Here is a 12,559-nt window from a genome sequence, read left to right on the forward strand (position 1 = left end):
ACAAGCCAGTGTGCTCGGTCCCTTGCACATGGCGAAGCCATGCCGCCACTGATCACGGAGCCAGGCCAGGGATGACGGGACCTTCGATCGAACAGTATCTTATCGCCAAAGAGCCGTATTACGTGCCGGTTCGAGATGAAGTGCGGCTGTTTGACCTCGCGGCGCGCACGCACACGCCCGTGATGCTCAAGGGCCCCACCGGCTGCGGCAAGACCCGGTTCGTGGAACACATGGCGTATCGCCTCCAACGGCCGCTCGTCACCGTGGCGTGTCACGAGGACCTCACGGCCTCGGACTTGGTCGGCCGCTATCTCTTGAAGGGCGAAGAGACTCTCTGGGTCGACGGGCCGCTCTCACTGGCGGTCCGGCACGGCGCGATCTGTTATCTCGACGAGGTGGTCGAAGCCCGCAAGGACACCACCGTGGTCATCCACCCTCTGTGCGATACGCGACGCATCCTCCCGATCGAGAAGACGGGGGAAGTCGTTCGCGCTCACGACGATTTTCAATTGGTGATATCTTACAACCCCGGCTACCAAAGTCTCCTGAAGGAATTAAAGCCCAGCACGAAACAGCGGTTTTTAGCGCTCGAATTTGATTATCCTCCCGCCGAGACCGAGCGCCACATCGTGCAACACGAGGCCGGCGTGGGGGAAGCCACCGCCACCGCGCTCGTGAAGCTTGCCGAGAAAATCCGGAACCTCAAACACCACGGGCTGGACGAAGGCGTGAGCACCCGCCTGCTCGTGTACGCGGGCACGCTGATTCGCGACGGCGTCGAGCCCGCCACCGCGTGCCAAGTCGCCATCGCCCAACCACTCACCGACGACCGGGACATGCAGCGGGCGATTCTGGAACTGGCATCCACCATTCTCGTCTCGTCGTAGACACACCACAACCACCCAAACGCGAGCGCGGACTTCTTAGAAAGTCCAGCCCGAGGGTGGTCTTTACAGCGACAAGTTTTCTCAATTCTCCTCACATGAGGATGATGTCCCCATTGATTTGGTCCGGCTTTGCCTTTTGGGGGGTCGAACTCATGTCAGATATTTGCAATCTTAGCGGCACAGAAATTGCTCTAATTTCAATGGCAATTGCAGATCTGAGAGCACGGACTCGATCTCAGCCAATCGATCCGGAACGCTCTCCCAGGAGGGGTTGCAGCGCTCATGTGGTTCCGACGAGGACCCGTAGTCGTTCTGTTTGTACTCGGTAGTTGGTGCCTGCCTGCCCACGCGGCGAATCTTTTCACGGTCAATAGCTCGGACGGCCAAGGGGTATCCGGTACCTTGCTCGCCACTCCGCCGGGGACCTGTACCGGCGTTCCCGGCCCAGCCGGCGCCGGTGCAGTCGGCGACTGTTCGCTGCGCGCCGCCCAAGCCGCGCTGGATTGGGCGCAAGGTTACTACGACGGCGCCCGTTGGAGCGATGCCGTGGAGGCGGAAGCCGTTCTTCCCAGCGGAGCCCAACGCATCCTGCTCAACGGAACCGCGGACCCCATCGGACCCGGCGACATGGCCGCCGCCATCAACACGAACATCGGCGCGAGTTGGATCCCCGCATCGTGCAACCGTCCATGGTGCGGGAATCTGCTTCGCGGTGACGTGATCTCCCACATCGACGAAAACGGCGATGGCGTGTGGGACGATACCTGGATCGACTCAAACTTCAATGGAGTCGTTGAGAACGGCGAGGTGGATCGAACGCGGGCCGAACAGTTCGCGTGGGGCCTGACCTCCGTCATGAGGGAACTCGCGGACCTGAGCTTGGTTCAAGGCAATGTCTCGCCTCCCGGCATTTCACGTATGCGCGTGCGATTGGCGCTCGGCGACGCTGCTCTTGACCCGGCGGCGGAGTGCGACGGGGACGTCGCGAATCCGGCGTGCCTTGACGCCGCTATCACCGTTCCGGGTCCGGGCGACGATGCGGCGATCTTTGGGAAATGTGATCCCGACCGGTTTGCCGGCCTCGACCCTCTCTATTCCGGCCTCGACCCTGTCGCGGCGCAGCGGGCCCTCGATAACTGCCTCTGGTTCTACGCGTCGTTTCCGGTGACAGCGCCCAGCCCCGGAAGTTTCGACCCCTTGCACAGCCAACTCCGCCCCGATGGCGAGGGACTCGATCCGCTCACCGATCCGTTCGCGCGTCGCGACTCGTGGATCGACCAACGCGTGGTCAAGTACACCGCGTCGGTCACACCGGAGCAGGACTTTGCGCAAAGCTGGCTGGTGACGTACGGGTTCAAGGCCGCGCCCGACACCGATGATCTCGGAGAAGCCATTTACCAGAACGAGTGGCGCATGGCGCAGAGCGACTCGGGTACCGACACCTATCCCTACACCTTCCTCATCCAGCACACCGCCGAGGCCAGACGTCGCGGCTTTACCCAAGACCCTGCGGTTCCCGTTGACGAGTGTATACCTCCACTCGGAGGCGTGACCTGCGACGGCATGACCAACCCGACCGTGGACCCGTTCTGGGGCAAAGCCATCGTCAGAACAGGGGTCGACTTGAACGGTGACGGCGTGCTGGACCCGGACCTGACTCTGAGCTCCGACGGATCGTTCACTTTAGACTTTGGCCAGGGGTTCGAGTTCTTTGACGGGCAGCCGTGCGACGAGGCGTGCCGCGAATCCGGTGTGGGGCACGAAACGGGATTCACGTTCCTGTATGAGCAGGAGGTCGAGGGATATCTCTTGTCCTGCTTGAATTGCGGCCATCCAGCTCCGGCGTCCGCAGACACTGTGACGTACACGTTCACGTGGCCCGGACTCCCGGTCATCACCGCGCTGCCGTATCCCCCGCCCCCGACAACCGCGTTGCCCGTCCTGCCGTAGCACGCGCACGTCCGGTGCGTTGTCTTCACGACGCGAAATCCCTACAATAGCGTCACCCTTCGCGGCCTGGTAATGGATGCCCCGCTCGACCACGTGTCAGCCGCTTCGCGACTAGCGGCCCCTTCGGCGACCGACGCGAGACCGCCCTACGACATCTATGCGATCGGCGTCATCTTCGTGTTGAACGTGGCGATGGATACCTGGTTGATCGTTCAGAACCCGCAGTACGCGTTGCCCCTGTTCGGCGCGACCTTCACCGGCATCTGGGGATGGATCGCCAAAATCCAGTCACCCATTCTGCACGGCCTGCTCGGGTACGGGTTTCTCCGGCGGCAACGCTGGGGATACTGGCTGTATATGGCGTACGCCGCGTTCGGATTGTCCAGCGCGCTGGTGAACCTGGCCACGTTCGGGTTCGGCCGGATTCGGATGATCTTCATCGTGTCGCTGACCCTGATTACGGTCTATCTCATCACACGGAGACGGGTTTTTGTTTAACGCCTGGAGCGTCCCGCCATGTACCCCGCAAGGGAATGGATCGGCACCTACTCAGGAGTACTCGCCTTGACCGTCGGCGCGCTCGCGCTTCGGCTGGCGTTCGTCCAGCCGGAACCCATTTTCCCGGATTCATCCACCTATCTCTCAATAAGCCGTGCAGTGGTCGAAGAGGGCAAATTGTCGACAACGTTCCGTGAAGGGGGAGAGACATTCCTGCCTCCACTCTACCCAGGACTGACGGCCGTCGTTTCCGGCGTAGTGGGGCGATTCACCGGAGCCGCCTACGAATGGGCAGCAGTCCTGGTCTCGGCCGTCTCCGGGGCAGCGATCGTGGTGCCGGCATGGTGGCTGGCTCGAACGATCTTTGGGGCAGGCGCTGCTTGGCTCGCCGGGTGCCTTGTCGCCACCAGTCCAATACTTGTCCACTGGTCGGGGCACATGCTCACCGAGGCGCTATTTATCTCCATCGCCGTGGCCGCCGTCGCAGCCGGGTGGCGCGCGACCCAGACACAGCGGCCGTCTTGGGCCTTGGTGGCCGGACTCCTCTGCGGGCTTGCATACCTCACCCGGGTTATCGGTCTCATTTTGATTCCCGCCATCGGGTTGTGGATGATACGGCCGACCGGAGCTGCCCGCCTCGATGCGCAGCCGGACTCCCGGCGGATGCTGACGGTTTCGTTGTTCATCGCCGGGTTTCTGGCCGTCTCCATCCCCTACTGGGCGTATCTCCGCTTGAACCTTGGAGTCTGGTCCGTAACAGGTTCTTACGGGAGCATCGTCGAACAACTTGTTCGCGGCGGAATTCCGGTGTCGGGCGAAGCGGGGCGAGCGGCACACCGGGGGCTTTTTGCGACCGCGAGCAATTTCTTCCTTGATCTCGGCGGCTACGCCTCCATGGTATGGACGCTCTCCTCGATCAGCCTTGCGTTCGCCGTCGTGTCCGTCCTGGCGCCGCCACGAAACGCAACCCTCCCTGCATACGGGCGCTTCTATCTGGCCACGGTCGTCGGCACTTACTTGATCGCGCTCCTGCTGGTGGGAACCGTGTCGTATCGCGGAGAGATGGCTCGGTATTCGGCTCCAGTGGTGCCATTCATCCTCATCTTGGCTTGCGGAGGGATCGCCTACATCGCCGAACGAGTCGGTCGGGCACGAGGCTTGGTGATCGGCGGTGCCGTGTGCGCCTTGGTTTTTTCCTTCTGGGTCCAGATATCTTCAGTTCCCGGACTATATTTCTTCGCGGTGTGGCGACCGACGCCCCCCTCTCCCCAGCGGCTTCTTGGGCTGTGGATGCACGACCAACTTCGCGGCCCGCTCTCGGTGATGTCCCGCAAACCCTATGTGCCGTATTTCGCGCGTGCGACTTGGTATTACACGCCCGCCACCATCGACGGTGTGCTCAGCCTGGCCCGCGAACGGCACGTCGATTACCTCGTCGTTGACCGAAGCGTCTATGCCGACTCTCGGTCGGAGCAAGCGAGGCTCTTGGAGCCTGGAACGCCGCCAATGTCCCTCGAGCTTGTCGCTGTCCAGCCGCTTTCCGGCGGAGGATATTTCCTCGCGTTGTACAGGATCAAGCGCACATGAGCGTGTCTTCGGAATCGTCCGCGGACCCGGACAGCGAGAGGCCGTCCTCACCTGACCGACTCGCCCTGCGGATGCGCATCGACACGGTCTCCTCCAAAGCCGCGTCGGCGTTCGACGACGCGGTGGCCTCCGTCGAACGGCTCCTCACCACCGACGATCTGACCGCGTGGGTCGATCTCGGTTGCGCGATCGCCATCGGATCGGCCGTCGCCGCCGTGAAATTCTTCCGTGAAAGCCCGTCGCTGCTGGAGCGTCTGCCCGCCGAGCGGCGGCCGGGGGTCCTGCAGGTCGCTCGATCCCTCGCGCGGCGTGAACCCAACACGGCGCTGGAGTTCTTGCGGCACTCCGTCCCGCTGGTCGAACGACTCGACGACGTCGAGCTCGCCCAGTGGGGTCGAATCGGCGCGACGATCGCGGAACAGGACTATGATACGGCGATCGAGTACGTGAAAGAGAGCCCCGCCCTCGCGGGCGTGATCCCCACGGATGTGTTCTCCCTGTGGGGCGACGTCGGAGTGCTCTTGTCGAGAGCGGATCGGTCGGTCAAGGACTTCCTGGCCTTGAACTATTTTCGATCGAGCGCCGACTGGCTCCGCGCGATCACCGACCCCGGCCTTCGCCCGCCTGCCCTCGCCCTGGCCGGCCGTGTCGCGGCGGCCGACTTCCCATCAGGGACGTCGCGTCGCCCTGGCCAGGTGGCGCTCGATGTCCTGCAGTATCTGTCCACGCTGCTCGACGCCCTGCCGTCCGCCGAGACCCGGCACGCGTTTTTGGCCTCGGGAATGAGCGTGGCGGAACGCGCGCCCGCGCTGATTGAAACGTTCCTCCGTCACGCGCCCGACGTGGTCCGACTGGTCGAGGGATCGGTCGGCCGATTCCAGGAATGGGTCGCGGAAGGCCTTGGGATCGCCGACACGCACCGCGAGCGCGCGGAAGCGTACTTTTCGCTGCGTTCCAAACAGGCGGTCGAGGTGGCGCAGCGGCTGTCCAGGGGGATCTTTCTTCGCGACATCAAAGCCACGCTGACGTACGTGGCCGAGGCATTGTGCGGCCGCGCCGTCGAGATCAGGCCCGGCCCCGGCGCGTCGAGCGCGCTGACGGAGCGCGGAGGGGTCATCACGCTCCCCGAGAAGATCACGGTCTATCCCACGCCGGAGGACAACCTCCGCTTCTACCGCGTGCTCACCTACCACGAGGCTGGCCACTTGGAGTTCGGGACCTATGAGCCGCTGCCCGAAGAGGTCGCTGGTTGGTTCGGGGCTTCCGGTGCAACGAGGGCTCCGGAAGGGGCGACCTCGTGGATGGGACGTTTCCCGGACCCTGGCCTCGCTCAGAACCTGTGGACTATCGCGGAGGAGGCGCGCATCGACTTTCTGCTCCGGCACCGCTATCCCGGGCTTCGCGCCGACATGGACCGCGTGCTCTTCGAGCAGTTGCGGGGGCGGCCCAAGATAGAGACGTTGCAGCGCCGCGAATCCATCCTTGAAGCATTACTTCAACTCTCGGTCGCGGACTCCGCCGATGTCCCACTGCCGGTATTGGAGTCGGTGACACAGGGATACGAAGTGATCAAGCGGCTTCGACGATCGGACGCCACAGTGCTCGACGTTCTGCACGCCGTGGTGGATCTCTACCCGATCGTGGCGGAAGGCTTTGAAGAGGGGCCGGCGCCCGCCTCGAAGGCGGAGCCCATCCCTGAACCCAGATCCGAGTTCGACCAACTCGCCATGGGCCACGGCCTGATCGGGTCGTTCGCGTTTCGCGACGCGCTCCAGGCCCCGCAGGTGACCATGGGGCAACACGGCGGGCCGCAAGGCCCAACCCCGCCGGAAACCACCACACGCCGGGAAGCCGTTGAACCCCGGGAGGCCGGAGCCCCCCGCCCTGAACCCGAGGGTGGCGGCGCAGCCGCGCAGGGGGCACCCGCCGCGGACGGATCCTTCTGGTACGACGAGTGGGACCACACCGCGTTGGAGTACCGCCCGCGCTGGTGCCGCGTCCAGGAACAACCGGTTGCGCCCGGTTCGCCCGATGAAGTCGAGGCCCTGCTGGCGGAAACCCGCGGCATCGGAGCCTCGTTGCGACGCTATTTCGCGGTAATTCGCCCGGAAGCCTTTCGCAAAGCCAAACGCCAACCCGAAGGCGACGAGATCGACCTCGACGCCGCCACCGCGGCGGCGGTCGACCGCAGAGCCCGACTGACGCCGTCCGATCGCCTCTATGTTCGGCGGGACAAGCGCGTCCGCGACGTGGCCGTTGCCCTGCTCATCGACACGAGCGGGTCCACCGGACGCCAGATCGGCGGGCCTTCCCGACGGGTCCGTCGCGTGATCGACATCGCGCGGGAGAGCCTCGCCTTGCTCGGCTCTTCGCTGGACGCGCTGGGCGATCAGTTCGCCCTGTACGCATTTTCGGGGCAGTCGCGGAACAACGTAAATTGCCGGGTGGTGAAGGCGTTCGACGAACGTTTCGGCCCCCCGGTGCTCGCGCGGATCAGCGGCCTGGCACCCGCCGGCCAGAACCGGGACGGCGCAGCGATCCGGCACGTAAGCCGGCGTCTGCAGGCCCGGGAAGCCGCGGTCAAGCTCCTGATCTTGCTGTCGGACGGCCGGCCCCTGGACGATGATTACGCAGGAGACTACGCGATCGACGACACGCGCGCTGCCCTGCGGGAAGCCCGGAACGCCGGGATCCATGCCTTTTGTGTGACCGTGGACACCGCGGCGGACCGCTATATCGAGCGTCTGTACGGCGACGTCCGGTACACGGTCATCGACAATATAGAGGCGCTGCCCGAGCGTCTGCCTCGTCTGTACAAACGCCTGACCACGTAGGCGCCGCACGGACCGCCCTGAATTGACAGGCCTACTCCACGGAATTACAATGTGCTCCGCGTCATTTGCGCTGGCAATAGCGCCGAAGGCCTCCGCGCACATGGCGCAGCAATGTGCTCCGCGTCATTTGCGCTGGCAATAGCGCCGAAGGCCTCTGTGCACATGGCGCAGCAATGAGGTCCCACGTTGGAACGTCAACCCTCGTGAAAACCGTCGGCATCATCGCCAAACACCACCACAACGACGCAAAACCCATCGTCGAGCAGATCATTTCCTGGCTGACTCAACACAACAAAGAAGTGTACCTGGACACCGATACCGCGAGCTTGGTCGGCGCGAAGACGGGCCTGCCCAAACCCAAAATCCCGCCGATGGTGGACCTCATGATCGTGCTCGGGGGCGATGGCACGCTGTTGAGCGTGGCACGACTCATTGAAAACCGCGACGTGCCGATCTTGGGCGTGAACCTGGGAGGGCTTGGGTTTCTGACCGAGGTCACGCTCGACGAGTTGTTCGTCACACTCGAAAAGATCTTCAAGGCCGAATTCACGCCCGATAACCGGCTCATGATCCGGGCCCAAGTGTTCCGCCAGGGCGAGCGCGTGGTGTCGTCGTATTGTCTCAACGACACGGTGATCAGCAAGGGTGTGATGGCGCGAATGATCCGGCTGGAGGTCGCGATCAACGGCCAGTTTGTGACCGGGTTGCGGGGGGACGGGTTGATCCTCTCGACCCCGACCGGCTCCACGGCGTATTCACTGTCGGCCGGCGGGCCGATCATCAACCCGAGCGTGGACGCCATCGTGTTCACGCCGATCTGCCCCCACACCTTGACCAACCGGCCGATCGTGATCCCGAGCAGCGCCACCGTCAACGTCACCGTCAAGAGCCGGGAAGACGGCGCGATGGTGACGTTCGACGGCCAAGTGGCCTTCACGCTGCGGCCCGACGACGTCATCGAAATCAAGGCCGCGGAACACAAGATCACGCTGATCCGCGCGCCGGAAAAGAACTTCTACGCGATCCTCCGGGAAAAATTGAAGTGGGGAGAAGGCTGACTTACCTCGCGACGGCGCTCGGGGCTGTCGCGTGTGCCGCTGCCGCCCTTCCCGCTTTCGCCCAGCCCGATACCCTGTGGACGAGTTGGCGGGTTGGTGCGTTGGTGCGCGCGCTCGCGGTCCAAGGCGAATCGATCTGGATCGGCACCACCAACGGCGTGATGAAGTTTCACATCCCCACCGAGCGCCACACGGTCTACACCACCAAGCACGGACTGCTGAGCAATGTCGTCCTCGGGATCACGATCGCGCCCGACAACGCAACCTGGATCGGCACGTACGGCGGGGGACTGACCCGCTTCGACGGCAAGGACCGGTGGACCACGTACACGCCCTACGGCGTCGGCGCGACCGGCGACTACCGATCCTCGTACGTCCGGTACAAACCCGGCGACGGGTTGGGGGACCTGTGGGTGTATCAGACCTTGTTTCTACCGAACGGAACGATGTGGGCGGCCACCTGGAAAGGCGCCAGCCGCTTTAACGGAAAGACGTTCACCACCTACTCGACCGGCGACGGGTTGGTCGACAAGTGGGTGTACTCCATGGCGGTCGACCGGGACGGGCGGTTCTGGTTCGGGACCGAGGGCGGAGTCACGATGTACGACGGACGCAAGTGGACCAGTTGGACGCACCGCGACGGGTTGGGCGCGGAGATTCCGCGCGCTGCGGACGGTCCCGGACCATATGCGCCGAGCCCGCACCACGGACAATCCGAAAAAGCGATCTCCGACTACAACCCCAACTACGTGCTGGCGACGGCGATCGACGGCGCCCAGAACAAATGGTTCGGGACGTGGGGCGGCGGACTCTCGCGCTTCGACGGCGCGCAATGGGTGACCTTTACCGCCACCGACGGCCTCGCGGGCAACGTGGTCAACGCGCTCGCGTTCGACCGCCGCGGCGTCCTGTGGATCGGCACCGACGCGGGCGTGAGTCGCGTGGATCCCCGCGACTGTTCAGCGGCCAAGCGCGAGAGCCGTTCACCCGGATCGAGGCCGTCGCTGACGTGCCGTTTCACCACCTTCACCACGTTGGACGGACTTTATCACGACGCGGTGTACGCGGTCGCCGTCGACGGAACCGGGGCCAAGTGGTTCGGCACGTACGGCGGCGTCAGCCGGTACACCGGCCCCTGAAATCGCTTCGCGCTAGGCCGAAAGGCCCATCTGCCCTCTGACTCACCGGGTCTTCTAGCCCGGTGCAGGATGTTTCCCGTTGACTTCCCGAAGGCCCCTCAGATACGATGGGCACTCTGTCGTTGTCCTGATTGTGCCAGCGGAGCGTTTCCATGAGTCACCCCCAACACGGGTATTGTATTGTCGTCGTCGGGGCCGGACCGGCCGGGATGTCGGCGGCGGCCCAATTTTCCAAAAACGGCTCCCAAGTCGTGATCCTGAACCGAGACTGCAAGGTTGGCGGCCTCGCGGAATACGGCATTTTCCCCAGCAAACACCGTCTCCGTACCGGTCTTCAGAAAACCTACCGAGAGATCCTCTCTCGGCCCAACGTGGTCTATTTCGGCAACGCCAGCGTGGGCCGAGACAAAGACCTGACAGTGGACGAACTGCTCGCGCTCGGTCCCGACGCCATCGTGTTCGCCACCGGCGCCCAGGGGACCAAGACCATCGGCGTCGACGGTGACGGCGCCGCAGGCGTCTTCCACGCAAAAGACCTCGTCTACCATTACAATCAGCTTCCGGGTTTCTCCCAACGTCCCTTCGACGTGGGCGAGCGGGTCTGCGTGATCGGAATCGGGGACGTGATGGTCGACATTGCGCACTGGTTGATCCGTTACAAGAAGGTGCGGGAAGTCACCGCCGTCGTCCGCCGAGGCCCGGCCGAGCGAAAGTACAACCCCAAAGAAATGCACTCCGTCTGCGCCAACATCGACAAAGACGCCCTGGCCCGCGAGTTCTCGCGGATCCGCGCGCGCTTGGAAGCGGTGGGCCAGCATCCCGATCAGATCCTGACCGACATGGTCGGAGAATTCAAAAAATGCGATCCCGCCGTCAGCGGAACTATGATGCGGTTCAGGTTCTTGTCCTCGCCCCGCCGCGTGCGGGTCACGAACGCGAACCGCGTTCGGGCGTTGGAGGTCGAGAACACCTTCCTGGAGAAAAAGGGTGACGACACCGCGGCCCGTGGGACGGGCACCTTCGACGAGATCCCCTGCGACAGCGTGGTGTTCGCGGTGGGCGACTGCGTGGACGAAACCGTGGGCCTGCCCTACAAGAACGGCATGTTCATGACCAACCCAACGCCATCCGGCAACGAGCCGGATGACTCCTGGTTTCAGGTCTTCGACCCGTCAACCGGCAAGGTCATGGACGGAATCTTCGTTACCGGCTGGGCTCGAAAGGCCAGCGAAGGACTCGTGGGCATCGCGAAACGCGACGGAGAGTGGTGCGCGGAGGTGGTTCAGCGCTACCTCGCGTCCCGGCCGAGCCGCCCCGAAGCCTCGCTGAACGCGTTCAACCGGAAGCTCAGAACCTTACTGGAGTCCCGCCAGCCCGACCTCGTGACCAAGGAGGACTTGCAGGTCCTGAGCGAGGTGGAACGGGAAGAAGCCGCCAAAGCCGGACTCGAAGAGTTCAAGTTTCCGACCAATCCCGAGATGATCGCCGCGATCCGCCGCCGTCGCAGTCACGTGAGCGGAGCGGAATGCGCCCCAGCCTGAGGCGGATGCGTGTCCTCCGCTCCTGAGTCGGGCGGCCGCACCGCCCCCGACGACGATCCGATCGCAGCCGCGCTGAGTAAGTTTCTTCCCGCCTTCCCTGAAGGTCCGCGCGCGATCGAGCGCGTGGACCTCGACCACGCCTTGGATCGCATCACGGCGGCCGAGGTCACCGCAGGGACCGACTCGCCGCCCTACTCCCGGTCGATCGTGGAAGGTTACCTGGTGAACCCGGAAGAGACCCGCGCAGCGTCGTCGACCGCGCCGGTTACCTTTACGATCGCGGGCGTGATCCACCCCGGAGACCCCGCGCCCACCGCCCTGCCGCCCAATGCGGTTTGGGAGGTCTTCACCGGGAGCGCGATCCCTCCCGGCCGGTGGGGCGTGATCCGCCAGTGGGATGCGACGCGAACCGGAGCGCGCGTGGCCTGCACCGCCCCCATTCAGGAGGGGGCCAACATCGAGGCGCAGGGTTGCGACCTGTCGCGAGGGACCGCGGTGGTGCCGAAGGGCGCGCTGCTTGGTCCCGACCAGATCTCATTGGTGGCAGGCCAAGGACTGGACACCATCCCGGTAGCGGCGAAGCCCATCGTGGGCATCTTCGGGTCCGGGAACGAGGTGATCCCTCATACCGCCAGGCTTACACCGGGCGCGATATGGGACTGCAACACCCCCGCCCTCGCGGCCTTCGTCCAGCGGGAAGGCGGAATCCCCAAGCCCTACGGGATCGTGCGGGACGACTTCGAGGCGTTCGTGCGTGCGGTGACAGCCGCCCTCCCCCATTGCGCAATGATCGTCATTGCGGGGGGAACCGCGGTGGGCGGGCGAGAATTCGTGAAAGATCTGGTTGCGGCGTTGGGATCGCCGGGGGTGTTGGTCAACGGCGTGCCGATGCGATCCGGGAAACCCCTCATCATGGGCGTGGTCGGCGAGATCCCCATCGTCTGTGTGGCCGGCCACCCGCCCGAAGCGCTTCGCGGCTTCCGCCTCTTCGGCGTCCCTGCGTTGGCTCGTTTGCTCGGCAGAATCGCCTAACAGGCTGCTGAAAAAGTCCGTCTGCGGCGTTGC

9 protein-coding genes are annotated in these 12,559 nt (G+C 64.2%); all 9 read left to right on the forward strand.

The window, feature by feature from the left end; all coding sequences use genetic code 11:
* The first annotated feature begins 71 nt into the window (after positions 1–71).
* A complete protein-coding gene (locus AB1451_01885) occupies positions 72–887 on the forward strand; it encodes an AAA family ATPase (GenBank protein ID MEW6681659.1) in 816 nt (271 codons plus the stop codon).
* 282 nt (positions 888–1,169) lie between these two features.
* Entirely contained in the window at positions 1,170–2,837 is a 1,668-nt protein-coding gene (locus AB1451_01890) for a hypothetical protein (GenBank protein MEW6681660.1), read from the forward strand.
* 72 nt (positions 2,838–2,909) lie between these two features.
* Positions 2,910–3,335 carry a hypothetical protein gene (locus tag AB1451_01895; GenBank protein MEW6681661.1) on the forward strand — a complete coding sequence of 142 codons (426 nt, stop codon included), beginning with the start codon at positions 2,910–2,912 and terminating at the stop codon, positions 3,333–3,335.
* A gap of 18 nt (positions 3,336–3,353) precedes the next feature.
* Positions 3,354–4,922 (forward strand): glycosyltransferase family 39 protein, encoded by a 1,569-nt coding sequence (locus AB1451_01900; protein ID MEW6681662.1) that lies wholly within the window; start codon positions 3,354–3,356, stop codon positions 4,920–4,922.
* Positions 4,919–7,756: a VWA domain-containing protein gene (locus tag AB1451_01905; GenBank protein ID MEW6681663.1), complete on the forward strand. Its 2,838-nt coding sequence runs from the start codon at positions 4,919–4,921 to the stop codon at positions 7,754–7,756. The genes AB1451_01900 and AB1451_01905 overlap by 4 nt, the downstream gene beginning before the upstream one ends.
* A 173-nt stretch (positions 7,757–7,929) precedes the next feature.
* Positions 7,930–8,814 (forward strand): NAD(+)/NADH kinase, encoded by an 885-nt coding sequence (locus AB1451_01910; protein ID MEW6681664.1) that lies wholly within the window; start codon positions 7,930–7,932, stop codon positions 8,812–8,814.
* Positions 8,799–9,953 carry a two-component regulator propeller domain-containing protein gene (locus AB1451_01915; protein MEW6681665.1) on the forward strand — a complete coding sequence of 385 codons (1,155 nt, stop codon included), beginning with the start codon at positions 8,799–8,801 and terminating at the stop codon, positions 9,951–9,953. The genes AB1451_01910 and AB1451_01915 overlap by 16 nt, the downstream gene beginning before the upstream one ends.
* 152 nt (positions 9,954–10,105) lie before the next feature.
* Positions 10,106–11,494 carry an FAD-dependent oxidoreductase gene (locus AB1451_01920; GenBank protein ID MEW6681666.1) on the forward strand — a complete coding sequence of 463 codons (1,389 nt, stop codon included), beginning with the start codon at positions 10,106–10,108 and terminating at the stop codon, positions 11,492–11,494.
* A gap of 9 nt (positions 11,495–11,503) precedes the next feature.
* Entirely contained in the window at positions 11,504–12,526 is a 1,023-nt protein-coding gene (locus AB1451_01925) for a molybdopterin molybdotransferase MoeA (GenBank protein MEW6681667.1), read from the forward strand.
* The last annotated feature ends 33 nt before the right edge of the window (positions 12,527–12,559 follow it).

Source organism: Nitrospirota bacterium, from assembly GCA_040757335.1.
Taxonomy (GTDB): Bacteria; Nitrospirota; Nitrospiria; order 2-01-FULL-66-17; family 2-01-FULL-66-17; genus JBFLXB01.